Origin of the sequence: Bacillus sp. FJAT-26390 (genome assembly GCF_001682865.1) — a bacterium.
Taxonomy (GTDB): domain Bacteria; phylum Bacillota; class Bacilli; order Paenibacillales; family Paenibacillaceae; genus Pristimantibacillus.
On record NZ_MAQX01000001.1, the window covers coordinates 457,417 to 482,397 of the forward strand.

General features: G+C 49.7%; 24 protein-coding genes. 14 read left to right on the forward strand and 10 right to left on the reverse strand.

Going from position 1 to position 24,981, the window contains the following annotated elements; all coding sequences use genetic code 11:
- Nucleotides 1-28: 28 nt before the first annotated feature.
- A complete protein-coding gene (locus A7975_RS02120; RefSeq protein ID WP_053375569.1) occupies nt 29-280 on the forward strand; it encodes a DUF3892 domain-containing protein in 252 nt (83 codons plus the stop codon).
- Between the two features lie 126 nt (nt 281-406).
- Here A7975_RS02120 and A7975_RS02125 read toward each other — a convergent pair whose 3' ends face one another.
- A complete protein-coding gene (locus tag A7975_RS02125; RefSeq protein WP_065384005.1) occupies nt 407-1,135 on the reverse strand; it encodes an MBL fold metallo-hydrolase in 729 nt (242 codons plus the stop codon).
- A 130-nt stretch (nt 1,136-1,265) separates the two neighbouring features.
- Here A7975_RS02125 and A7975_RS02130 point away from each other — a divergent pair, with 130 nt between their 5' ends.
- The 3 genes from A7975_RS02130 (at nt 1,266) to A7975_RS02140 (ending at nt 2,628) form a co-directional block, all read left to right on the forward strand.
- Nucleotides 1,266-1,469, forward strand: coding sequence for a hypothetical protein (locus A7975_RS02130; RefSeq protein ID WP_053375571.1), 204 nt, complete (start codon nt 1,266-1,268; stop codon nt 1,467-1,469).
- Between the two features lie 170 nt (nt 1,470-1,639).
- Complete coding sequence (locus A7975_RS02135) at nt 1,640-2,203, forward strand: stalk domain-containing protein (protein WP_053375572.1); 564 nt, start codon at nt 1,640-1,642, stop codon at nt 2,201-2,203.
- Between the two features lie 116 nt (nt 2,204-2,319).
- Nucleotides 2,320-2,628 (forward strand): DUF1292 domain-containing protein, encoded by a 309-nt coding sequence (locus A7975_RS02140; protein ID WP_053375573.1) that lies wholly within the window; start codon nt 2,320-2,322, stop codon nt 2,626-2,628.
- 75 nt (nt 2,629-2,703) lie between these two features.
- On the opposite strand, the gene A7975_RS02145 is transcribed toward A7975_RS02140, so the two are convergent.
- A complete protein-coding gene (locus tag A7975_RS02145) occupies nt 2,704-3,120 on the reverse strand; it encodes a DUF1885 family protein (RefSeq protein ID WP_065384006.1) in 417 nt (138 codons plus the stop codon).
- A gap of 140 nt (nt 3,121-3,260) precedes the next feature.
- Nucleotides 3,261-4,730 carry an aminotransferase class I/II-fold pyridoxal phosphate-dependent enzyme gene (locus tag A7975_RS02150; RefSeq protein ID WP_065384007.1) on the reverse strand — a complete coding sequence of 490 codons (1,470 nt, stop codon included), beginning with the start codon at nt 4,728-4,730 and terminating at the stop codon, nt 3,261-3,263.
- A 176-nt stretch (nt 4,731-4,906) separates the two neighbouring features.
- Between A7975_RS02150 and A7975_RS02155 the strand changes: the two genes are divergently transcribed.
- Nucleotides 4,907-6,100 (forward strand): MFS transporter, encoded by a 1,194-nt coding sequence (locus tag A7975_RS02155; RefSeq protein ID WP_053375576.1) that lies wholly within the window; start codon nt 4,907-4,909, stop codon nt 6,098-6,100.
- 54 nt (nt 6,101-6,154) lie between these two features.
- Here the strand turns inward: A7975_RS02155 and A7975_RS02160 are convergent, their stop codons facing one another.
- Genes A7975_RS02160 through A7975_RS02170 form a run of 3 tightly spaced genes read right to left on the reverse strand, consistent with a single transcriptional unit; the run spans nt 6,155 to nt 8,654 of the window.
- The gene (locus tag A7975_RS02160; protein ID WP_053375577.1) at nt 6,155-6,817 is read right to left on the reverse strand and encodes a TetR/AcrR family transcriptional regulator; all 663 of its coding nucleotides are present in this window, start codon (nt 6,815-6,817) and stop codon (nt 6,155-6,157) included.
- 56 nt (nt 6,818-6,873) lie between these two features.
- On the reverse strand, nt 6,874-7,896 hold the full coding sequence (locus A7975_RS02165) for an ABC transporter permease (protein ID WP_065384008.1): 1,023 nt from the start codon (nt 7,894-7,896) through the stop codon (nt 6,874-6,876).
- Complete coding sequence (locus A7975_RS02170; RefSeq protein WP_065384009.1) at nt 7,893-8,654, reverse strand: ABC transporter ATP-binding protein; 762 nt, start codon at nt 8,652-8,654, stop codon at nt 7,893-7,895. Before A7975_RS02170 ends, A7975_RS02165 begins: the two co-directional genes overlap by 4 nt.
- A 251-nt stretch (nt 8,655-8,905) precedes the next feature.
- On the opposite strand from A7975_RS02170, the gene A7975_RS02175 reads away from it, so the two are divergent.
- The gene (locus A7975_RS02175; RefSeq protein WP_065384010.1) at nt 8,906-11,935 is read left to right on the forward strand and encodes an efflux RND transporter permease subunit; all 3,030 of its coding nucleotides are present in this window, start codon (nt 8,906-8,908) and stop codon (nt 11,933-11,935) included.
- Between the two features lie 60 nt (nt 11,936-11,995).
- Here A7975_RS02175 and A7975_RS02180 read toward each other — a convergent pair whose 3' ends face one another.
- The 3 genes from A7975_RS02180 to A7975_RS02190 are packed head-to-tail and all read right to left on the reverse strand — an operon-like array spanning nt 11,996 to nt 14,484.
- On the reverse strand, nt 11,996-12,643 hold the full coding sequence (locus A7975_RS02180) for a DUF1054 domain-containing protein (protein ID WP_065384011.1): 648 nt from the start codon (nt 12,641-12,643) through the stop codon (nt 11,996-11,998).
- Between the two features lie 28 nt (nt 12,644-12,671).
- Nucleotides 12,672-13,313: a response regulator transcription factor gene (locus A7975_RS02185; RefSeq protein WP_053377756.1), complete on the reverse strand. Its 642-nt coding sequence runs from the start codon at nt 13,311-13,313 to the stop codon at nt 12,672-12,674.
- A 40-nt stretch (nt 13,314-13,353) separates the two neighbouring features.
- Nucleotides 13,354-14,484 (reverse strand): sensor histidine kinase, encoded by a 1,131-nt coding sequence (locus tag A7975_RS02190; protein ID WP_065384012.1) that lies wholly within the window; start codon nt 14,482-14,484, stop codon nt 13,354-13,356.
- Between the two features lie 222 nt (nt 14,485-14,706).
- Between A7975_RS02190 and A7975_RS02195 the strand changes: the two genes are divergently transcribed.
- The 6 genes from A7975_RS02195 (at nt 14,707) to gndA (ending at nt 22,597) form a co-directional block, all read left to right on the forward strand.
- Entirely contained in the window at nt 14,707-15,651 is a 945-nt protein-coding gene (locus A7975_RS02195) for an ABC transporter ATP-binding protein (protein WP_053375583.1), read from the forward strand.
- A 12-nt stretch (nt 15,652-15,663) separates the two neighbouring features.
- Entirely contained in the window at nt 15,664-16,833 is a 1,170-nt protein-coding gene (locus tag A7975_RS02200; RefSeq protein WP_065384013.1) for an ABC transporter permease, read from the forward strand.
- Complete coding sequence (locus tag A7975_RS02205; protein WP_065384014.1) at nt 16,826-17,977, forward strand: ABC transporter permease; 1,152 nt, start codon at nt 16,826-16,828, stop codon at nt 17,975-17,977. The genes A7975_RS02200 and A7975_RS02205 overlap by 8 nt, the downstream gene beginning before the upstream one ends.
- Before the next feature lie 361 nt (nt 17,978-18,338).
- A complete protein-coding gene (locus A7975_RS02210) occupies nt 18,339-20,042 on the forward strand; it encodes a proline--tRNA ligase (RefSeq protein WP_065384015.1) in 1,704 nt (567 codons plus the stop codon).
- Nucleotides 20,043-20,300: 258 nt separating this feature from the next.
- Complete coding sequence (locus tag A7975_RS02215) at nt 20,301-20,897, forward strand: hypothetical protein (RefSeq protein WP_053375586.1); 597 nt, start codon at nt 20,301-20,303, stop codon at nt 20,895-20,897.
- Nucleotides 20,898-21,184: 287 nt separating this feature from the next.
- Nucleotides 21,185-22,597: an NADP-dependent phosphogluconate dehydrogenase gene (gndA, locus tag A7975_RS02220; protein WP_053377757.1), complete on the forward strand. Its 1,413-nt coding sequence runs from the start codon at nt 21,185-21,187 to the stop codon at nt 22,595-22,597.
- Between the two features lie 13 nt (nt 22,598-22,610).
- Here gndA and A7975_RS02225 read toward each other — a convergent pair whose 3' ends face one another.
- Nucleotides 22,611-22,934, reverse strand: a complete 324-nt coding sequence (locus A7975_RS02225) for a hypothetical protein (RefSeq protein ID WP_065384016.1) — start codon at nt 22,932-22,934, stop codon at nt 22,611-22,613.
- Between the two features lie 145 nt (nt 22,935-23,079).
- On the opposite strand from A7975_RS02225, the gene A7975_RS02230 reads away from it, so the two are divergent.
- Nucleotides 23,080-23,601, forward strand: coding sequence for a shikimate kinase (locus A7975_RS02230; RefSeq protein WP_065384017.1), 522 nt, complete (start codon nt 23,080-23,082; stop codon nt 23,599-23,601).
- Between the two features lie 81 nt (nt 23,602-23,682).
- Nucleotides 23,683-24,978: a 3-phosphoshikimate 1-carboxyvinyltransferase gene (aroA, locus tag A7975_RS02235; RefSeq protein ID WP_065384018.1), complete on the forward strand. Its 1,296-nt coding sequence runs from the start codon at nt 23,683-23,685 to the stop codon at nt 24,976-24,978.
- Nucleotides 24,979-24,981 lie beyond the last annotated feature (3 nt).

Sequence of the window (24,981 nt, forward strand, 5' to 3'; positions counted from 1 at the left end):
CTTCTACATTGAAGGGAGCTAACGAACAATGAGCGATTCGATTGGCGGACAAGACACGAGAGAACAAATTGTCGCGGTGCAAAAAAACGGAGACGGTGACCTGACGGCGTTCAAAACAACAAGCGGACGCGTGCTTGATTATGCAACGGCGCTTCAGGAAGTCCAAGCTGGACATATTTCGGGTGTCAACGCCTTCAAGGGCAGGGATGGAGATACGTATATCCGCGGCGATGCCGATGGCGACCCGACGAACAATTTGGATCAGCTGCCTACCTTTTAGAGCAAATCGTTAATGACCTAAAATAATTGGAAAACAAGCATAATCGGCCCACACCCGTCGATGGACGGCTGCGGCTCTATAAAGAAAGGCGCCGCATATGCGAATATGCAGGCGCCTTTCTTGTTTTTACGCGATGGTATAAGACTTATGCTGCTCAACGATACGCATGGCACCGGTTTTGCCTTCATATTGCTCGATAGCGTCCCCGTAGTGCATGAGCCATGTTTTGCTTTGGATTTGTTCCGGAAGGCTCAAAAGCTCCTCTAAGCTGGCGTGAACGACACCTGGCGCTTCTAGCTGGCAATCATGATAAATCGTCGTGACGCCTTCCTCGACCAATTGCTGAAGCAGCGGGAGATCGAACCGCATATCGGCAGAGTAGAAGAAGCTTCTGTTAAATACAAAGGAATAGCTGGGCTTGTTCACAATATGCTTCGTTTGCAGCAGCTTAACCGTTAATCCGGGATGAAGCTCGATTTCTATATTCGGCTGGAGCGGACGCACCTCAAAGAAATGCTCAAGCTTATCGAGCGGCTCCTGAGTAAGCCCGCCGCGAAGCGTATTTTCCCATAACGGTTCAATTAGCGATTCGGCAATATAGAGAACCGGCTTGCGATTGTATTTGAACATCATTTGAAAAGCGTATTCTTCCAAGCCGCCAACATGATCGCCATGAATGTGACTAATTAATACGGCATCCAGATCAGAGAAGGAGTAGCCTTGCTGATGCAGCGCTTTGGGGAGCGTAATCCCGCAATCAACGAGCAGCCGAAAGCCATTTTCTTCAATAAGAGCATTGTTATTATCGTATTTTTTCGCAAAAGCGCTTCCTGTTCCAATCATTTTTATATTCATCATACAACCTCCTCAACTTTCCACATGTTTACTGTACCAAATTTTGTGTAACGCTGACAATTCCAGATGCACATTCGCCCTTCCCTACATACAATGCTAAAGCGAAACGTATAGTGGAGGCGAGCGAAGGATGAGCAAAGGAAAAGGTAAAGTAGCTAAGAAAAAACAGCCGGCAAGCGATCGGAAGCAGTATAACTACAAGCTGGTGTTATCGGATACGTGCGCGGTGTGCAAAACGCCCTGCGCAAGGGGAATCAACTATTTGGCAAGGATGAGACAGCCCGGCACGGTAGGGAAGGGCGTGCCTTGCGTTCTTACCAGAACGTACGGGTAATAAAATAATCGGCCTGCGGTATTTCCCAGGCAAGCGCAGGTTTCAACAGCGTTTGACAGTGCTGGTCGAATTTTGCATCGGGCTAAAAATAGTTTTGTCCATGCCGCAACTTTGCTAGTGTTTTCGAGTATAACCATACATCCAGGCAATCGGATGGAGGGCTTACATCTATGAAACTCAGAAAAGTTGCTATTCTGCTGCTGTTACTGTCACTTTGGGGCGGAACCATGCTGTTTGCAGATTCCGCAACACAAAAGGTACGTGTCATCATTAATGGTAATGAGCAGGATGACGGAGGATTAGTCGCAGACAGCAAAACCTATTTGCCGCTTCGCCAATTAGCCACATCAATGCAAGCAATCGTTGAATGGGACAATCAAAGCAAACGAGCCACCGTGTATAAGCCAAATGTGCATATGTTCCTTTTCCAAAATAACGCGGTATTCGGAAACGTATCAAAAGGCTATCAAGCGAAGTTCAAAGTGTTTGCTCAGATCGATAATTTGAAGACGGATATCGTTGCCGTGAAAGTGTCGATCTTTGACCCATATGGTAAAGAGAAAGTGATTCAAACGGAATCCGTGAGTACGTCCAAGGACAATTTCTGGTATGCGACAGATGAAATTGACTACAAGTTTGAAGCTAGCGGGAAATATCCTATTCGTTTCTTTCTTAAGCTGAAAGGCTCGGATGAATGGACGCCTGTTTCCGAGAAATTAATTTCCTCCCAGTGATGCATAGGATTAACGCAGGCGCTCCTCAAATTTGAGGGGCGTCTTCGTTTGACCGCTGATAGAGTGTCATGTTACTATACGATAGTCTGTAAACATTATTGAAATGGGGTAATATCATGAGCGAGCATCAGCATGGAGATGATTGCGGCTGTGGTCAAGATCACGAGCATGAGGAGCATGTCTTTATCGTGACTGACGACGAGGGCCAGGAACGTGAAATGGTCATGGTTTATACGTTTGAATCCGAAAACAATGTGTACGCTGTATTGCTGGATCGTAATGATCCGGAAGCAGACGGTGTCATTTTCCGTATTGAAGAAGAAAACGATGAGTCCTTCTTGGTTGGCATCGAAGATGATGCAGAGTGGGATCGCGTAACTGCGATCTACGAGGAAATCGCACGCACGGAGAGCGAAGAGAACTAATTCTAGTTCGCAGCTTTCCAATAAGCGGGCACCAAAAAATTCGCGAGCACTGCTCGCGAATTTTTTTGTACCCGCTTATTTACGTGGATTATAGTAAATCGTACGCCCGTTGAACATAGTCAGCTCAGCCTGCAGCTGCTTCGCCATAAATTTACACAGCTCATTTGCTTTTGCCTTATCGCCATGCGTAGCCTCATCTGGAAGGACGACCTGCACGCAAGGAACGGTTTTGCCGGCTACGCTCGTTGTTTCACTGGGACCAAATATGATGTGCTTATAAAGAGGATTAATGCCTTTTAAATAAAACCAACGGTCATCTTGTTTCGATTCGATCGTATAGGGGAATGCGGCTTCGGCGTAATCCCAGCCTAACTGGGCGCCGGTTAGCTTGGTTTGCTCTACGTAATGCAGAAGCTGGCTTTGCACGTCTTCCAATGTCAGCTTTTCCACGGATGATCCTTGCACGAATTTTATGTAAGCGCTTTGACTCATCGCATCTCACCTCTGCCAACATCATAGCATGCTCGAAATCGGTTGACAATAAGTGGGATACCCTCGTTCCCTATCAAAAAAAACCGTCCCAAAAAGCACTTTCATGCTTCGTTAGGGCGGTTTTCATTATATTAATGCGATTAAGAAATAGCTGTTTCCTCTACGATTACTTTAACAAACTCGATGCTGCGGTCCTCAGGCCCTTTGACCGGCAAGCCGACTTGGACATGATCCACGATATAATCGATATTTTTTTGGGTAATCACTTCGCCTGGCAGCAGAATCGGGATGCCTGGCGGGTAAACATAAATAAATTCAGCAATGATTCGTCCCGCGGATTCCTTGAACGGCAGCACTTCCGTCTGGCCGTAGAATGCATCGCGAGGCGAGAGGGAGAGCTGAGGGATATCCGGAATTTTGACGACTAATTCACGTGCTTCAGCACCTTCATGGAACCGCTCTGACAAGCCGCGCAGCGCAATTAATAATTTTGATACGGAATCAGAGGTATCTCCAGGCGTAACTAAGCAAAGAATGTTATACATGTCGCTCATTTCGATTTCCACATTATAGTTGTCGCGCAGCCAATTTTCCGTCTCGTAGCCGGTAATGCCTAGGTGACGGACATGAATGGATACTTTAGTCGGATCGTAATCATAGGTAGCCTCATCGCCGAGAATTTCTTCTCCGAAGCAATAAAGGCCTGGAATCTCATTGATTTGCTGACGGGCATGCTGTGCCAGTTCAATCGCGCGCTCGGCGATTGCATGTCCATTCAAAGCAAGATTACGCCTCGACGTATCAAGTGACGCTAGCAAAATATAAGAGGTCGACGTGGTCGTCAGCATACTGATTACGGTCTGAATGCGGTGCGGATTAACTCTGCCCTTGCGAACATTAAGCACCGAGCTTTGCGTCATGGAGCCGCCGAGCTTATGAACGCTCGTCGCTGCCATATCCGCGCCAGCCTGCATAGCGGACATCGGCAGCTTTTCATGGAAATGAATAAGCACGCCATGCGCCTCGTCCACAAGGACAGGGATGTCGAAGCTATGTACGAGATCCACAATCTCCTTGAGATTAGCGCAAATGCCGAAGTAAGTCGGGTTGATAACAAGCACGGCTTTGGCATCCGGGTGGCGCTCCAGCGCCTTGCGCACGGAGCGGGTCGTAATGCCGTGGTCAATGCCGAGATTATTATCCCTAGCAGGCGAAATGAATACGGGTCTTGCGCCTGCGAAGATGATGGCAGCCATAATGGATTTGTGCACATTGCGGGGTACGATGATTTTGTCCCCGGGCGCGCACACCGATAAGATCATCGTTATAATCGCGCCGCTGGTTCCTTGCACGGAGAAATAGGTATAGTCCGATCCGAAGGCGTCAGCAGCCAGCTTCTGCGCTTCTTCAATAACGCCTGTAGGCTGATGCAGGTCATCAAGCGGTGCTATATTGATTAAATCGATCGACAACGCGTTATCGCCGATAAATTCGCGAAATTCCGAGTCGCTGCCCAATCCTTTTTTGTGTCCGGGAATATGAAACTGAACGGGATCCTGCTCCGCATGTCGGCGAAGCGCGGTGAAGAGCGGGGTTTTATTGTGATCCATCGCTATCATCCCTGCCTTTCATTAGAGGTAACAAACAAAGTTGAGTATAGCAAATACAGGGGGGAATGCAAGCTACATTTTTTTAATAATAGCCGAGGCAGCTTATTTGTTCTTCAATTGTTCATAGATGATGGTTAAAAGGATATGGTAACATAGGTTGGTGGAGGGGTTGCAGCATGAAAGATAAACGAATGCTTATCGTAATGGCTATTCTAATGACAACGTTTATAGGATTCGGCATTATCATCCCGGTTATGCCTGAAATTATCCAAGCAGCGGATCCTAGCAAAGCGGAATTACATACGGGCAGGATGCTGGCTATTTATTCCGCAGTATCATTCATCCTCTCGCCGTTTTGGGGGAGCTTGTCCGATCGAATCGGCAGACGGCCGATTATTCTAATTGGCGTACTTGGTTTTGCACTTAGCTTCTTGATGTTCGGGTTATCCTCGGGCAATTTAACGCTTATGTATTTGTCACGAGTGCTCGGAGGTTTGTTCTCGGGAGCAGTCGCTTCCGTTATCGTCGCGTATGTCGCCGACATAACGCCGCCGGAGGAGAGGACCAAAGGAATGGGGCTTGTCGGCATGTCGATCGGCCTTGGCTTTACGATTGGTCCCGGCGTTGGCGGCTTGCTCAGTGTGATTACGCTTGAGACTCCTTTTTATGCGGCATCTGCCTTAGCGCTCATTACGTTTGTGCTTGCTGCGGCGAAGCTGAAGGAATCGCTTGCGCCTGAGCAGCGGAGGAGCAAATCGGAGAAGCGGGTATCGCGGCTTGCGGCTTTTACAGGACCGCTTAAATACTTGTACGTGCTGGCGTTTTTTGTAACGTTTACGCTCGCGGGAATGGAAGCTACGCTGCAATTTTTTGGCATGCGCCGCTTTGACGTGACTCCGCTGCAGGTCGGCATTTTGTTTTTTGTTTGCGGGTTTGTTGGAGCGCTTGTGCAGGGTGGTGTTGTGCGCAGACGCATCAAGACAGGCGAGGAGCCCAAATATATTGCTTTGGGGCTTGTCATTTCCGCTATCGGTTTCTTCCTCCTGCTGGCCGCACATTCCTTATGGTGGGCAACGATGTCGCTAGCTGTATTTGGAATCGGCAACGCCTTGATCCGTCCGTGCGTGACGTCGCTCATTACGCAGAAGACGACAGTAGGCACAGGTGTCGCGTCGGGTTTAAGCTCATCAATGGATAGCTTAGGCCGCATAGCTGGACCGCTGCTAGGCTCCTTTTTCTTCACGATTGAGATGGGACTTCCTTACTTGCTGGGCGGCATATTGTGTTTGGCGGCGCTTCTGCTGCTGCTTCGTTTCCGTCAATTGGACAAGCACAGCTTCTCGGAAGGCACAGTAGATACGGCTAAATAAAATAAAAAAACAAGCCGGTTGTTCATCATAAGATGGACAACCGGCTTGTTTTGTTTAGGGGGCAAGGCCTTTGAGTATAAAGGTGATCGTTGCCTCCCGTTCCTTCACGTCATCCCAGCCGCTATCCGCTCGAGTGCTTGAAAAGGTCCGAAAAAGCACATAGCCCATGAGAGAGGAAGCCGCGAGGCGTATGATCGTAAGCGGCGACCAATCCACAATCGTGCCTTCCTGCTGAAACTTCCGTATATTGACGCTAAATTTCTCGAACACCTTCGTTAAAATCAGCTTATGGAATTGCTCTTGAAGGTCAGGATGAAACGGAATTTCTTGCACGAATATTTTGATGACCTGTATATGGCGCTCTACAAACTCTATGCGATTCTCGATAATTGCTCGCAGCAATTGATCCAGGCTGTCATAGCTGCTGTCGAGCACTTTATAAAAATCGCGGAGCACGAATGGCGCTACAAGCTTTGCCATTACAGGTGCTACGATAGAGAAGAGCAAATCCTTTTTGGTCTTGTAATGGCGGAAAATCGTACCCTCGGCAACGCCTGCACGCTGCGCGATTTCACTCGTAGAAGATGCGGCAAACCCTTTTTGGGCAAAAATTTCCGAAGCTGCCTGCACGATTTTTAATTGCTTATCGGTCATCCTTACTTCTTCATCATCTAGCTTCAACAGCTCTTGCAGCCATTGCTCAACCGGTTCTTGCATCTGAGACACTCCTTCGCTCTTACCCATTCCTTCATTATATCAGAAGCTTAACGATGCTACATGCGGCGGTGCTTCTTTAAAGCCAGCACATTCAATAGAGCAAAAATACAAGAGAAGCCGACTAACACGTAAACATCCGTTTGAAAATCACGCCAGCCCTCGCCGCGAATCATGATGCCCCGCATGGCATCGGCACCGTAATAAAGAGGCATGACGAAGCTTAGCTTCTGCAGCCAAGGATTCATCGCGTCGAGGTTGAACAAGCCAGAGAAAAACGCTTGCGGCACGATAACAATCGGAATGAACTGAATAATTTGAAATTCACTGCTGGCAAAGGACGACAGCAACGTTCCGAGCGTTAATGCCGTTAAAGATAGCAGCAAATTAATGAGCAGCATATATCCGATATTGCCAGCCATGTACAAACCGAGAACGTCAACGGAAAACCAGGCGATCAAGGACGCTTGCAGCAGGGTGAAAATGCCGAATCCGGCTAAATAGCCTGCGACGATTTCACTGCGCCTAATCGGCGTAGCGAGCAATCGCTCGAGCGTTCCGCTTGTTCTCTCCCGCAGGAAGGAGACGCCTGCAAGCAGGAAGACAAAGAAAAACGAGAAGAAGCCGATGAGCACAGGTCCAAAGGAATCAAATGCAGCCATGTCTGGTCCGCCGTGCAAATACGTAATAGCAGGTGCGGAGCTTGCTGCTCCGTTCTGAAGTACATTTTGCAATAGCAGCAAGACGGCTCGGTTAGTGGAGGGGTCGCTCCCCTCAAGCGTTAGCTCCGGCGTGCCTGCTCCGCTTAGTTGAAGGATGGCGTCGAGCTTGCCCGCTTTTAATGCCGCCTGCGCATCTTCAGCAGAGCTGTAGCTTATAATCTCCGCATTCAAGGTCTCGAATTTTTCCGTGATTGCCGCTGGAGGATCAATCATCCCAATGGCAGGCGAGACGGCTTGCCCGTCAAATACGAGCTTCATCAAGCATAGAATGAGCAGGGGAGCAAGGAACAGCATGGCAAGCGTTCTTTTGTCACGAAGAAATTGTTTGATGATACGAATGGCAAGCGCACGTATTCTCATGCTTCAACGCCTCCTTCACGGCCAAGCGCGATGAACGCTTCTTCGATGGTATTTGCGCCCGCTTGCCGGATAATCGCTTGAGGCGTATCGACGGCAATAAGCTTTCCGCCTCGGATCAGGCCAAGCCGATCGCATTTTTCCGCTTCATCCATCACATGCGTCGTAATAATGATCGTTACGCCTTGCTTGGTAAGCGCAGATAACTCCTGCCAAATCGATTGGCGCAGAACAGGGTCAATTCCGACCGTCGGCTCGTCAAGCACGAGCAGCTTCGGCTCGTGCAGAAGCGCGATTGCCAGCGAGAGCCGGCGCTTCATCCCGCCGGAGTAGGCTGCTGTTTGCTTATTCAAATGATCGGTTAATGCAACAAGCTGGGATACGGCTTGAATCCTCTCTTGAAGGACCGCCCCCTTTAATCCGAACATAGCGCCAAAGAAAGCTAAATTTTGCTTGCCCGTCAATTCGTTGTAAAGCGCATCCGACTGCGCCATGTAACCGAACGCTTGCAGCATTTTTAGCTGCGGCATCGGCTCGCCAAGCATGCGGACCGTGCCTGCATCGGCATGATCAATGCCTGTCATCAGCTTGATGAGCGTCGTTTTGCCCGAGCCGGAAGGGCCTAGCAATCCGAACAGCTCGCCCTGCGAAATGGAAAGCGTAATGTCTTCAAGCACGGCTCGGCCGCCGAATGAACGTGTAATGCCTTGCACCTCGACGGCAATGTCAGCTCCGGAAGGCTCGTTTTTGCTGGCAAACATGATGGGTCACGCTCCTCGTCCTCATAAATGAGTAAGTACTCACTTTATTATACATACGATTTGCGCGTTCGTGAAGTGAGTACTTACTCATTTTTTATAAGCTTGTAATCGGTCTACAGACGTAGCCGGATTACGACTAAGGGCGAGAAACAAATCCCTTCTCTGGACGTTTTTGCTATCCCCAGCTTCCCACTATGATTAGAAAAGACAATACAAAAGAAAACCGTAGAGGGAAAAGGAGTCGGAAACAAATGAGTAGATTGACAGAATGGTCATTCCGAAATAAGGCGGCCATGATTCTAATCGTCATTATGGCATTAGCGATGGGGGTAATCAGCTATTTCAGGCTGCCGATGGAGTTTTTGCCAGCAGCTGATAATCCGCAGGTTATGATAACCGCGATTGGACCGGGAAGCGATGCGAAGTCGATGGAGCAAATGGTCACGAATCCTCTGGAAGAGGCCGTAACGTTCGTGAAAGGGAAGACCGACATGTTCTCGACTTCAGGTGACGGATACGCCCAAATCAATATGAATTTTGACTCGAAAACGAACATGAAGGAAGCAAAGGCGGAAATTGAGCGGGTGGTGGATCAGGTCCAGCTGCCTGCAAATGTGATGAAGCCGTTCGTCGTTCAATTCAACACGTCGATGATTCCAATCGCGTGGGTTACGTTGACGTTTGACGAGGGAATGAGCGAGCAAGAGAAGGAAGCTAAGCTGAAAATCGTTACGGCAGAGCTTCAGAAGTCAGAAGGCGCGAGTCAGGTCAGCGTAAGCGGCAAGTCAACGCCAACTGTACATGTCGTGCCTACAACAGATAAGCTTGCTGCAGCGGGCATCCCTGTGCAATCGCTTATGGGCGTGCTGCAGGGCAGAGGGGCTTCCGTTTCGATCGGAGAACGCACGCTTGACGGAGGAGCCAGCAACCTAAACGTATATGACCAGGTAACGGATGTGGAAACGCTGCGCAGCCTTCCAGTCGCGGCAGGCGTAAAGCTTGGCGACGTGGCGACGGTGGAGCTAGCTAAGGATCAAGAGAGCATCAGCCGCATGAACGGCAAGGATGCGATCATGTTCACCATTTCTAAATCAGCGGATGCAAATGCGGTTACGGTCGGCAAAGGAATCGAGAAAACGATTGAGCGCCTAAACGCAGACAATAAGGGAATTGAAGCTTCTATCATTCTAAGCACTTCCGATTCAGTTGTCTCTTCCGTTAATAGCATGATGCGGGAAGTATTGCTTGGCGCATTGTTCGCTACAATCGTTATCTTATTGTTCATGCGCAATTTTAAAGCGACGATCGTAACGATTGTTTCCATACCGCTGTCGCTTGGCATTACGCTTTATTTGCTGCAGCTCTCAGGCGTATCGCTTAACATCATTACGCTTGGAGGCGTAGCGGTTGCGGTTGGCCGCCTAGTTGACGATAGTATTGTCGTCATTGAGAACATTTACAGAAGGCTGCAAAAAGAATCCTTCTCCGTCAAGCTCATTACGGATGCAACGAAGGAAGTAGCATCCGCCATTACCTCGTCAACGCTCGTAACGGTAGCCGTGTTTCTACCGATGGGCCTTCTGCGCGGCTCGCTGCAAGCCTTTCTGCTGCCCTTCGCGCTAACGGTTGCTTACTCGCTGCTAGCCTCTCTCTTAGTCGCACTGACTGTCGTACCGCTTCTAAGCGCGTTGTTGCTTCGGGGCACAAAGGAGAAGGAGCATGCCGGCTCGCCTAAATTCGCTGCCTTCATCCGCTGGAACCTTGCGCATAAATTAGTGCCGTTAATGATTGCGGTGCTGCTGTTCGCAGGCTCGATCAGTGCTTACATCTTCATGCCAAAAGGGGCGCTTGACTCCTCTAGCGCCGAGAATGTCAACGTAACGCTGCAATATCCAAGCGAAACGCCTGCGGATGAGGTGCTTGATGCAGGCAAAAAATTCGAATCCTATATGACCGGCAACAAAGATATCGAATGGGTCATGATGATGCTTGGCAATAGCGCCGATGCGGCCAAATACGGATCTGTATCGTCGCCTACGCTAATCACCTATATGATTGATCTTAAGGATGGCGTCGATGCTGAGTTATTTATGGAGGATGTAAAATCGCAGAAGGACAATTACAAAGATGCAACGTTAACGGTTAATGCATCCGATTTAATAATGGGAGGCGGGTCGCCGCAAATCAATATTGACGTGACCGGCGACGATCCTGAGCAGCTCGCTCAAACCGCGGATAAGCTTATCGCTGCCATTAAGCCGATTGATGGGGTGCAAAAGGTTGTAAGCAACCAGGAGGAGAAAAAATCGGTTTACTCGTTCAATGTCAATCCTGCCGTTGCAAAAGGCCAAGAAGTGGCGATGCAGCTGCAAAGCATGCTGAACCCGGTGCCGATTGGCACGATTAGGCTTGAGGACAGCGATACGCCGGTTATTTTGCAGCCGGTCTTGAACCCAGCCTCAAAGGCGGAGCTTGAGCAGCTCACTGTAATGACGGAGACAGGCGCCACTCCAATTTCGAAGGTGGCGGAATTGACGCGCTCCGAGGAGCCTGCCTTGTACTACCACAAAGACGGGAAAACCTATATCCGAGTAACGGCTAACGCCGAACCTAAGGAGCTTTCGGTCGTTGGCGATAAAGTCGACAAAGCGGCAGCGGACATGAAGCTGCCGGAGGGCGTAACGCTTGCAGTAGGCGGGGCGTCTGCCGATCAATCGAGCGATTTCGCAGATCTCGGATTAACGGCGCTTATTTCCATCGGTATCGTGTATCTGATCATGGTGCTGACCTTCAAAACGCTTAGAGCACCGCTCGCGATAATGATTTCGCTGCCTCTGGCCGCAATTGGAGCTGTAACGGGCTTGCTCGTATCGGGCGTAACGCCTGATTTCACGGCGATGTTCGGAGCGCTGATGCTGATCGGCATCGTCGTCACGAATGCGATCGTACTGATTGACCGCGTGAAGCAAAACGAGCAGACCATGTCGATACGCGAAGCTTTGATCGAAGCAGCGACGACTCGGATGCGTCCGATCGTGATGACGGCGGTAGCGACAGTATCCGCGATGCTGCCACTCGTGTTCGGTTCACATGAATCGGGAAGCATCGTTTCCCAAAGTCTTGCCATCGTCGTAATCGGAGGTTTGATCGCAGCAACGCTGCTTACGTTGATCATCGTTCCGTGCGTGTATGAGCTGCTATTCTTCCGCACCTCCCGCAAACAACGGCGCGCTAACGCAGCATCCGCGCAAGCGGAAGCCGCCGCCGCGCAGCAGGTTTAATAATAAAAGGCTGTACCACAAAGGTCAAAATCGACCTTGGGGTACAGCCTTTCTTTGTTGTTATAGGTTCGCCATGCGGTATAGCGGCATCAGCGTCTCGTAAGTAGAAGAAACGAGCGCCAGCAGCGCATCCCCGTCTCGAAGGATCGGGTCATCCGCCTGCACATGGAGACCGATTAGGAGCTCAGCCTTCTGCACGTCACGGAAGCGGACGAGGGCATCTTTCCAATCCTGCTTCGACATGCTGCTGACCGCGGTCGATTCCTTCTTCATATGATCCAATGAGAGCACATAATGCTCGGGAACCGTTGCGATTACGTCGTCAATTTGCTTAAGGAAGGCTTTTGCAATGTTGGATTTGTTCGGCACCTCATAAATAAGCGCCAGCCATATAAATAAATGATCATCGAACAAGCCCAATTGAAAATGAGGATGCGCTTTGTAGCCGCGCTTATTGTTGCAGATCGCGAGCCAAGTATCCTTCGGCGGATTTACTTTGCGGCGAGCATGCCTTGCTACATGCAGATACATTTCGTTGCCGGCATGCACGGCTGTATCTACGCTGAGCTGCTCCCCGAGCGCACGGAACTTTGGTTGAATTTGATTTTGAATAGCTGCCATTCGTTCTTCAAGACCCTCGAGTCCAAAAACATCAAAGTCAGCCTGCGTGAAGCCAGCTAGAGAAGTAGAAGCAGTCTGTGTAGTCATCGTTATAATCTCCTTCGGTTAACAAGAATCATTGATGCAATAATTTCAAATAAAAGATAGCGATTTGGGTGCGGTCACGCAGCTCGAGCTTGTTTAATATTTCGGTTATATAATTTTTGACTGTGCCTTCACTTAAAAACAAGGAGGCGGCAATCTCTTTATTGGATTTGCCGTCTGCAATAAGACGCACGATTTGGCCTTCAGCCGGCGTGAGGCCGTTTATCGTCGGCGGCTTGCTTGTATCGGTGCGAGGCGTCTCCAGCATGCCAGCAAGCTTGCGGGCAATTTCGGGATGGATGAGCACCGAGCCCTCATGAACCGTTTTGATGCCGCTGATGATGCGGCTTGGCGGTACATTTTTGAGCAAATAGCCATTCGCTCCGTTACGAATCGCCTGCGCGATATATTCATCGTCGTCGAAGGTCGTCAGTATAAGGACGGCAGGGGGATGCTCAAGCGCACGCAGCAGCTTCGTACCCTCCACTCCGTCACATACCGGCATACGGATGTCCATGAGGACGACATCGACGGGATGCTGGCGGACAAAATCGGCTGCTTCCTGCCCGTTAGCGCAAACGCCGGCAACCTGTAAATCTTGATCGAGATCCAATATGACATTCATGCTCTCACGAATAAAAGGATCATCATCCACTACCAATACTTGAATCATAAGCGCGAACAACCCCATTTCTAAGCAAGTGGTATCGTCGTTAACCTCCGAGAAGCGGCAGCGTTGTCGTAACCGAGAAGCGGCCAGCGTTCTGCCACTCCAGCCTGCCTCCGATAAGCGATATCCGCTCTTTCATCCCCTTCATGCCAAGACCAGCTTCAATAGGCTCGCCTGGAAGGCTGCCATTATTGGCTATCGTAAGCGCGACGGAATCTTCCGAGAAGTCAAGATCTACCGTAACTGCGGTCGCTTTGCCATGCCGAACGGCATTCGTTATGGCTTCTTGGGCATTTTTGAACAATATAAGCTCCAAGCTCGGATAAAGCGGCCTTGGGTGTCCGTTCACTTGAAAGCTGACGGTTATCCCCAAAGCGGAGGCGGATTCCTCAACGAGACGATCCAGCGCGTAACGCCTGGCGTCCTTCTCGCCATCTGCAGCGAGCCTGCGCACCGTACGGCGCATCAGCTCCATGCTGTCCTGCAGTTGGTCGCGTATTTGCGTAAGGGTGCCTTTAGCTCGGTCCGTATCCGCGTCAAACAAATGCAAAGCGGCCTCGGACATCATTTTGACACGAATAAGCCGGTGGCCCAGATCATCATGTATATCTTTGGCGATGCGATTCCGCTCTTCGACCTGCGCATTATGCTCCACCTGCAAGGCATAATCCTGCATTCTGCGTCTCGCAGCGTCGAGCTCCGCATGGCTTGCAGCCAGTGCCCCATACAAATCTTCGATTTGGTGGCGTTTTTCCTCGAACTCATTGGACGCATATAGAATGGCAGACGTTGTAACCCAGAGCACGGCGACTGCAAAAGTAATTTCATTGTCTCTGCCATGCAGGCCGGACAGCAATGCCAATAAACCAATCGCCGCCCAGAAAACGCACATCATAGGCGCGGGTCTGCTGCGAAATGTCGCAATGAGCGTGGAGAATAACAATAGAAACAAAACACCGCCATACGAGTAGGAAAACCAAGCAAAGCCGATCAGCTCCGCGAGCAGCAATAGATTGCCGGCTTTTGGAAACTGGGAAGAAGCTTTAATCAGGAGCAGGGCGAGCAGCACATAAGCGGTGTAAAAGGCGTACGAGCCTGCATTTACGTCAACGATGCTAATAATAGGAGGGATCGCTACGAGCAAAATCCGAATCCGGTGCAGCAGTATATTCATGGTAAAATGGCTCCCGCAGCTGAATTTGCTTCATTATAGCATAATGTTGCATGGGCGAACGATAATGAAAACAGCTTTTCATCTAACTTTCATGATGCTCGCGGCACTTTCTACAGGAGATGACTTTTGTCACCTTCAGAAGGTGACTTAATAGACCTGTTTCGAGGATAGCGATCTTGTATGATTGGTTTATCAGAAACAGACCGAAAGGATGAATAATAAATGAGTCTAGTCACATTTCGCGAGGTTGTTAAAAAATACGATACGACATTAACGGTTAACCATCTTAGTTTCAATATCGGCGAAGGAGAAATATTTGGCCTGCTTGGACCAAACGGCGCCGGAAAAAGCACTTCGATCCATATGCTGTCGGGACTGCTAGAACCAAGCGGCGGCGACATTTTGGTGGATGGCTTCTCAATCCGGAAGCAGCCCCTTGAAGTGAAGAAGCGTATCGGTCTAGTGCCGCAGGAGCTGGCTATTTACGAGACGCTGACAGCCAGAGAGAACGTTACCTTTTTTGCGAAACTGTACGGCTTAAGAGGATCGCTTCTGCGCGACCGCGTTGACGAAGCGCTTCAATTCGTAGGACTGCTGGAGCGTGCCAAGGATAAGCCTTCAACGTTCTCGGGTGGCATGAAAAGGCGCCTTAACATCGCCTGCGCCATCATGCACCGGCCAAAGCTCATCATTATGGATGAGCCGACTGTCGGCATTGACCCGCAGTCGCGGAATCATATTTTAGAATCGGTAAGAGCACTGAATAAACTGGGCTCAACCGTCATTTATACGAGCCACTATATGGAGGAGGTTGAGGCGATTTGTACACGAATCGGCATCCTGGATCAAGGCAAGCTGATCGCATGCGGCACGAAGGATGAATTGAAGCGCCAGGTCGGCCAAGCAGAAAAGCTGATTTTTGAAATTGACCGGAAATCAAGCACCGCGCTGACTGAAATAACAGACCATCCGGGCGTACAGCAGCTTGATGAGCATGACGAGGGTTTGACGCTTGAAGTGTCGGTGAAGGAATCGCCATCCATATTGCAGGATCTGTTGTTTATTATCCAGAAGCATGGCATCAATCTTCGCAAGCTGACGCGGATAGAGCCGAATCTTGAGTCGCTCTTCCTTCAAATGACTGGGCGCACTTTGCGTGACGAATAGGGGGAGTTAACAATGCGAGCATGGTGGACGACAGCTTATTATGAGCTAATTAAATATAGTCGGATGCGTTCGGTCCTCATTGTATTGATTGGATTGCCATTAGTACTGATCCTGCTGCTTGGAAGCGCGTTTGATACGGAGATTAAGCCTTCAAAGGTTGCGCTGTTTACGGCAGATCATGGTGAAATGAGAGCAAGCATCGATTCGTTCTGGAAGGATGAAGCGATCGCGCCTTACATTAAGGTGGTTGAGGCTGGTTCAGAGAAAGAGGTGCAAGACTTTGTGCGCGAGGGAATTGCCGACTACGGCGTGTATATTCCGGCAAATTATTCGGAGCTGTTGAAGGCCGGTGAAACTGCCAAATGGCTGACATACTCAGGGCGTTACGAAGAGAAAAATATAGCAGCGGATGCCGTTGTTAACCGATACTTGGCTAATGTGAACCTGCGCTTGGCGGCGATAGAGACGCTCGGTCCGGAGCTCGCGGCTTCACTTAGCGGAGCTGGCAGCCAAGCAGAAGCTAGCAAGAGTCACATTGCAGCCTATAATCTCGGTTCAGGAGATAGTCAAGAGTTCGGAGAAACATCTGCGATCCAATATTATTCAGCAGCTTATTTAATCATGTTTCTACTGTACGGAGGCATGTCAGCGGGGCTTGCATTGCTGAACCAAAGAGAGAGCGGCACGCTGCAGCGCATGTATGCGATACCTAGCTCATTTAGAGCGATCGTGTTTGGCATCATCGTTGGAGCCGGCATGCTTGCTGCGCTGCAAGCGGTCATTATCGTAGCGTTCACCTCCTATGTATACGGCGTGGATTGGGGCAGCCACTTAGGCTTGATTACACTCATATGTTTGCTTACGGCAGCGGCAGGCGCTGGGCTTTCTATCACGATCGCGTCCTTTGCCCGCACGCGGAAAACAACGCAAACCTTGTTTACTATTATTGTCTTCAGCATGACTTTTCTTAGCGGCGGCATGATGACCGGCATAGAGAAAATGGTTGGCGGCGCCAATAAATTAACGATCAATCATTGGGCAAACGTGAGTTTGCGAACGCTTATGAGCGGTACAGATACATCTGCGGTTTGGAATGGAATCGGGATACTTGGCGTTATTGCACTAGCGTTTACAATTATCGCAGTGATCAGGCTGCCAAAGGTGGTGAAGCAGCATGCCTAGCTTTCATATCGCAACTCAACTAATACGCAGAACGATGGGATCTCGCCGCGGACTAATTATGAACGTGCTGGTTCCTGCAATCTTTCTTTCTATTATGGCAGGGCTGTTTGCTAGCTTCGATGGGCAAAAAGCGGTTATTGCCATTAGCAATCAGGACGCTGGCCTATTAGGCAGCTACCTTGCTTCCTCGGTAGAGCAGGAGAGTCTCTACGAGATCCATTTGGAGCCGAAGCTGACGGAACAGGAGCTTAAGGATATGGTCGTAAATGGGAAAGCAGATGCTGCTATCTACATCCCTTCCGATTATTCCGCCAAGCTGCTCGAAGGCAGCGTAACGGAGGCGAATTTGTACCGGATGAATGTGCAATTGTGGAATGCATCGCTCGCAACCTTGCTGGAGACGGAAGCTAGTAAGCTTTCCTCCTCTGCAAGCCTTGTGAGCAGCACTGGCGAAGCGGATTTGACAAAGCTGACCGCGCTGCTTGATGCACAGGCGTCGCCAAAGGTAGTTGCCGATAAGGTCAGCATGAAGCTTGGCAAGATCGTTTCCAATCCGACGATGATCGGTTTAATCCTTATGTTCGTCATGATGCTTGTCAGTCAATCGATCGGTTTCGTCCTTGAAGATAGAGAGAAGCGGACGATGGCGAGAATGTTCACCGCTCCGCTCCGCGCTATCGATATCGCCTTCGGCAATTTTATGGGGAGCATGCTCGTAGGCACGATACAGCTTGTTATCGTGCTCAGCTTATCTTATTTCGTATTCGGCTACTCGCCGGGCATCTCGTTTGGGTCGCTGCTGCTTGTTCTGGAGTGCTTCTTGCTGGCGGCTGTTGGCCTTGCGTCGGCGGTTGCCGGGCTTGTGCGCAACAGCGCCCAGCTTTCGCAGATCAACAATCTTATTATTACACCGTCCTGCATGATCAGCGGCTGCTTTTTTCCGATATCCATCCTGCCTGATTTTATGCAAAAGCTCGCTAATTTCACTCCGCAAAAATGGGCCATTCAAGCGGTTGACCGTTTAGGCGGCGGAGGCAGCATCAGCGATATCGGACTTCAGCTTCTTATTCTGCTCTTATTCGCAGCCGTTATGATTGCGTTTGGTTCAGCTGTGCTTAGACCGAATCGCGCAAGCAAATCATAGAACACATCCAGTGTATAAAATATGGCTTGACTTCGCTTCCTTTGTATTGTAAATTTTATCAAAAGTTAATGACAATATAACAGCGTCGACCAAGGCTATGTTGATCAGCTGCCGTTTATCTCAGAGAGGAAGCCCGCAGGCTGCAAGGCTTCTATGAACGACTGATTATTCCCTACCTTGAGAGCTGCGGCGGTTAAGAAACGAGAACCGCTGCCGGAAGTCATCTTCCGTTATCTAAGCAAGGGCTGCCACAATGAACGGCAGCTATACTAGGGTGGTACCACGAACGCATTCGTCCCTTACGAATGCGTTCTTTTTGTTTTCATTTAACCTAATTTAATCACAAGGAGGCTATTCAACTATGAGACAAAGCCAGTTATTCATGCCAACTTTGCGCGAGGCGCCATCGGAAGCGGAAGCAGCCAGCCATATTCTGATGCTGCGCGCAGGTCTGATCAGACAGCTCGCGGCTGGCATTTATACGTATTTGCCGCTCGGACGCCGCGTGCTTAGAAAGCTCGAGCAGATCGTGCGGGAGGAAATGGATCAAGCAGGGGCGCAAGAGGTGCTGATGCCTGCGATGCAGCCAGCCGAGCTCTGGCAGCAATCCGGTCGTTACGAGGTTTACGGTCCTGAGTTAATCAGGCTGCGCGACCGCCACGATCGGGAATTTACGCTGGGTCCGACACATGAGGAAGTGATCACCGCTCTGGTTCGCAGCGAGGTGAGCTCCTATCGCCAGCTGCCAATGACACTGTACCAGATTCAAACGAAGTTCCGCGATGAACAGCGTCCTCGCTATGGGCTGCTGCGCGGCAGAGAGTTTTTAATGAAGGATGCTTACTCCTTTGACGAGGACTTTGAGGGCCTTCACCGCAGTTACATGAGCATGTATGAAGCGTATAACCGTATCTTTACGCGCTGCGGCCTGAATTACCGCGCCGTTGAAGCGGATGCCGGCTCCATCGGAGGCGAGGGCGGCACGCATGAATTTATGGCGCTCGCCGAGATCGGTGAGGATACGATTGCGGCATGTGATGCTTGCAGCTATGCGGCTAATTTGGAAAAAGCGGAATTTCGTGCCGAGCTGCGGAGCGAAAGCGGACAAACCGTTCAACATAAAGAGCCGGAGCGTCTCCATACGCCGAACATTAAAAAAATGGAGCAGCTTGTTGAGGCGTTTGGCGCTCCTGCCGATACATTTATGAAAACATTGATTTATTCGGCCGACGGAAGCCCGGTAGCGGTTATCGTAAGAGGCGATCATGAGGTCAATGAAATCAAGCTGAAAAATGCGCTAGGTGCCACGCAGCTGGAGCTTGCGGATCAGGAGACTACTGAGCGGGTGACAGGTGCGCCAACTGGCTTTGCAGGTCCGATCGGCTTAACGATTCCTATCTTTGCAGACTATGCGGTGCTTGCGATGGAAGCGGGAATCGCAGGCGCAAACGAGCAGGACTATCATGTAGGAAACGTGCAGCCGCGCGTTCATCTAGCGCATGCGCAGGCAGGCGATTATCGCAATGCATTGGCCGGAGACGGCTGTCCGCGCTGCGAGCAAGGCCATTTGACGTTCCATCGCGGCATCGAGGTTGGGCATGTGTTCAAGCTTGGGACAAAATACAGCGATGCGCTGAATGCTAAATTTCTAAATGCGGCGGGTACGGAACAGCCTTTCATAATGGGCTGCTACGGTATCGGGGTATCACGGCTTCTATCAGCGGTACTTGAGCAGCATACAGACAGCAACGGGATCATTTGGCCGAAGGCTATCGCGCCGTATCAGGTGCATGTCGTGCCTGTATCCGCCAAGGATCAGGTGCAAATGGATTTGGCGCTTCATATAGCGGCTAGGCTGCAGGAAGCGGGCGTAGAGACGCTGCTTGATGACAGGGACGAGCGACCGGGCGTCAAGTTCAAGGACTCGGACCTAATCGGCATACCGCTGCGCATCGTAGTCGGGAAGCATGCAGCCGAAGGGATCGTCGAGCTTAAGCGTCGAAGCGAATCGGAAGCGCAAAAGCTAGGCTTAGAGGAAGCGATTGCTTTTGCGCTCGAAAAGTAAGCATCTAACCGAAAATAATGCGCTTTCATATAAAATTCCCACTGCCGCCTATGGAATAGCGGAACGAAAGGGTAGCGAGCCGTCTGGATTTGGAGACGGCAGCGCCCTTTTTTTAGTTTAGTCGGCTGTATTCGTAAAATTAGTCAATAATCCAAGTTGCCATAACATAAGATGGAGTATAAGATGAAGATAAGAACAAATTATCAGAACATTTCGTCAACTCATCATCATCTAAACTGAGGTAAGGGAGGGATTGCCGTGAACAAAAGCCACGAAGTCGAATACTGCAATTTGGAGCTGCGATTTGACCGCCGGCAAATCCAAAATCTCATCCGCGATCTTATTCAGGAAGGTTACTCCTTGTATTGGAGCGAGACGGAAGGGCAGTTTTTAGTATCCATTCGAACCGGCCGCAAGCTCGTTAAGCTGCAATTCCAACGAATGAAGAATCGTTACAAAATTGTCGGCGACTATATCATCAAAGACGAGAAGCTGTCAGAGTTGATTGAAAAGCTGATTAATGACACACGTGGACATGCGGTTGTGAAGCGCATTAAAGATCGTCAAATCGTCATTGAAAGTATTATGTTCGGTGAGATTATACGACTCGTGGAGGTGTCCGGTATGGAACATCGGATTATTTATCAGAAGAAGCCTTTCGTTACAATAGAAGAAATGATTAGAGCTTTTCAATCCAAGCGAGCAGAGGAAAGAGCCATCGTGCTGCGTTATGAACTGGATTACGAGCTGTCGATGTTATTCGATGCACTGCAAGGCGATGACGAGGAAGCGGTTACGGAATCGAAAGAACGGCTGATGGCGCTCCGTTCGGAAATGTTGCAACTGGAGCTCTGATGATGGATGTTGGTCCCTATATGAAAATCTAAAAGCGATCGAAAGCTGTGCGGAATATGCAGCCTTTGATCGTTTTTAGGTTGCGCTGTGAGCTTGAATCCGCAGGTGGTTGTAGAGAATAGAATGGGGATTTCCTTCATATATAAGATAAACTTTTTGAATCGGTCAATATTTTTGATGCTGCAATTGAGACATTTTTCTAGGCAAATAGTTTTCTTCTTGGCGTAAAAGGAGTAAAATGAAACTATTGTGACCCAAAATAGATGATGAAGGATGGAAGAAACCAGATGTCTAAACAGCAAATTGGCGTTATTGGATTGGCCGTAATGGGTAAGAACCTTGCCCTTAACATTGAGAGCAGAGGCTTTACAGTATCGGTATTTAACCGCTCCCGCGAGAAGACAGATGATCTCGTACAAGAAGCAGTTGGCAAAAATCTTGTCCCGACGTACACGATTGAAGAATTCGTGCAATCGCTTGAAGTGCCGCGCAAAATTTTGATCATGGTACAAGCTGGCGCAGGAACAGACGCAACGATTGACTCCCTTGTTCCTCATTTGGCTGAAGGCGATATTATCATCGATGGCGGCAACGCTTATTTCCCTGATACTGTTCGTCGCAGCAAAGACCTTGAAGCAAAAGGCTTCCGCTTTATCGGTACGGGCGTATCCGGCGGCGAAGAGGGCGCTTTGAAAGGACCTTCGATTATGCCAGGCGGTCAAAAATCCGCTTACGAGCTTGTTGAACCGATCCTGACTGCTATTTCTGCTAAAGTAGGCGATGACGCTTGCTGCACGTATATCGGACCGGATGGCGCTGGCCACTATGTGAAAATGGTACATAACGGAATCGAGTACGGCGACATGCAGCTGATTTGCGAAGCATACGACCTGCTCAAAAACGTGCTTGACGTAAGCGCGGAAGAGCTTCACGAAATTTTCTCCGAGTGGAACAAAGGCGAGCTTGACAGCTACCTTATCGAGATCACAAGAGATATCTTCTCCAAATACGATCCTGAGACAGGCAAACCGATGGTAGACGTTATCCTAGATTCCGCTGGCCAAAAAGGTACAGGAAAATGGACAAGCCAAAGCTCGCTGGATCTTGGCGTTCCGCTCTCCATCATTACGGAATCCGTATTTACTCGTTTCTTGTCCGCAATGAAGGAAGAACGCGTTGCAGCAAGCAAAGTGCTTAACGGCCCTGCAAAAACACCTTTCCAAGGCGACAGAGCGGCATTTATCGAGTCCGTGCGCAAAGCGCTGTTTGCAAGTAAAATTTGCTCGTACGCACAAGGCTTTGCCCAAATGCGGGCAGCTTCCGAAGAATACAACTGGGATCTTAACTACGGCGAAATCGCAATGATCTTCCGCGGCGGCTGCATTATCCGTGCTCGCTTCCTGCAAAATATCAAAGACGCTTACGACCGTGATCCTAACCTGCGCAACCTTCTTTTGGATTCTTATTTCCAAAACATCGTTGAGTCCTACCAAGGCGCTTGGCGCGAAGTGATTTCTGCCGCTGTTACTAACGGCGTACCGGTTCCTGCTTTCTCAAGCGCAATCGCTTATTTCGACAGCTACCGCACAGAGCGTTTGCCTGCTAACCTGCTTCAAGCACAACGCGATTACTTCGGTGCCCACACGTTCAAACGTTTGGACAAAGAAGGCAGCTTCCACTTCAACTGGATGCAATCTTAATACGAGCAGCTCTTTAACGGTTCCGCTCGCGAGGATTGTCCACATACAATCCGTGCGCTGCTTGGCGCAGCCATTCTCGCAGCCGATCAGCCTCTTGGTTGCTGTAATGCCTGCGATGAATGAGGGACATGGCCGCTACGGCAAAAAAATGAAAGTTTTGCAATAAGCGTGGCTGCGAAAGATCCATTAAGGCTGGATCTTCGTCAGCCACCTTTTTTTTAATCAATTCAAGCATCCAGACAACATCCGCGCGACAGAGCGGATGATCGGGATCGAGAATACGGTCGATCCGTTTTTGAGTGGGGTGGAATTGTTGCGGATGGGGATCTCTGGTCATCGCTAAAGTCACTCCTATTCATCATCATTCATCATTATCATCCATACGGCATATGCAACTTTTTTATACCCTAGAATTGCAAAAAAATGATATGATGTTGAAGAAAATAGGGTTTACCAAGAACGAAAAGGGTGAAACGGTTACGATGGACAGGCAACCATTAAAGAAATTAGTATTAATTGGGTTTATGGGAACCGGCAAGTCAACCGTCAGCAAGCTGCTCGCAGAGAAGCTTGACTGGAAACGTGTCGACGGCGATGAGGAAATCGAGAGGCTTGAAAACAGGCTTATTTCCGATATATTTGCGGCGGATGGCGAGGCGGGTTTTCGGATCATTGAAACCAAGGTGCTTGATACGATTTTGGCGAGCGAGGAGTGCTCTGTTATTGCTACAGGCGGCGGTGCCGTACTCAGCGAGGTGAACAGGGAGCTCATGCTGAGCAAGGGTTTTGTAGTTGCACTGAAGGCGAGTTCCGAGCAAATCATTGCAAGGGTCAAAAATGATACCGCAAGGCCGCTGCTGGAAGGCAATGCGGTTGAGCGAGTTAACCTGCTGCTTGAGCAGCGCAAGCATGCTTATGATTTCGCGCATTTGACGATAGATACGACAGATATGTCGGCAGAAGAAGTCGTTGATGCGATACTTGCGCAGCACGTCATTTCGTAATTACTGGATGGTTCATCACGCCAAACGGCCGATCGGCCGCTTGTGGTGTATATATTATTGTAAAGGGAGATCATACGAACTATGGACGTATTAGTGACGCCAACGCCAAGGCTTGAAGGCGAGCTTCAAGCGCTATCCTCGAAAAATTACACGACCCGCTACCTGCTTGTAGCAGCTCTTGCGGAAGGAACAAGCACCATTTATTATCCGGCTCATAGCGAGGATAGCGACGCTATGCGTCGTTGTATCCGCGATCTAGGAGCGACGGTGGAAGAGGATGATGAGAAAATCGTCATCACCGGCTTTGGCCGTCATCCGAAGCCAGTTGATCAGCTTGACGTAGGCAACGCAGGTGCTGTATTGCGGTTTTTGATGGCTATTGCGGCACTATGCCCAGATGTAACCTTCATTAATCGTTACCCGGATTCGCTAGGCAAGCGTCCGCACAGCGATTTGATTGAATCCTTGACTGCTATGGGCGTTTCTATTGAGCACCAAGACGGCAAGCTTCCTATCCGTATCCAAGGCGGAGCGCCAAAGGGCGGAAAAATCCAAGTGTCGGGCAACATTAGCTCGCAGTTTTTGAGTGCGCTGCTGTTCTTGACTCCCCTGCTGGAGGAAAACAGCGAGATCGAAGTGCTGCATGATTTGAAATCGAAGGTTGTCGTTGGCCAGACGCTTGAAGTATTGGAGCAAGCTGGAATCGTCATCCATGCCGATGAGGACTATATGCGTTTCCGTGTTCCTGGCAATCAAAGCTATGCGGCTAAAACATACTCCGTTCAAGGAGACTATCCGGGATCTGCGGCTATTTTGGCTGCTGCTGCCGTAACGGAATCCGATGTAATCGTTCATCGCCTTGAAGAGAAGAGCAAGCAAGGCGAACGCGCGGTCGTCGACGTGTTGAAGATGATGGAGGTTCCGCTGACGCATGAGGGCGGCATTGTCCATGTTAAAGGTAACGGAAAGCTGAAAGCTGTTGAGTTCGATGGCGATCATGCGACCGATGCCGTGCTTGCGATGGTTGCTGCGGCCGTTTTTGCGGAAGGAACCTCACGGTTCTATAACGTAGAAAATCTGCGCTACAAAGAATGCGACCGTATTACCGATTATTTGAATGAGCTGCGCAAAGCAGGCGCGAACGTGGAAGAGCGCCAAGCTGAAATTATCGTGCATGGCCGCCCCGAAGGCGTCGAGGGCGGCGTTGAGATTAATGCCCATTACGATCATCGCGTTATTATGGCTTTGACGGTCGTTGGTTTGCGTGCGAAACAGCCGATTCGCATTCGTGATGCTCATCATGTAGCCAAGTCGTATCCCATTTACTTTGATCATTTGAAAGCTTTGGGAGCGAACGTTGAGTGGATTGAAGGCTAAATG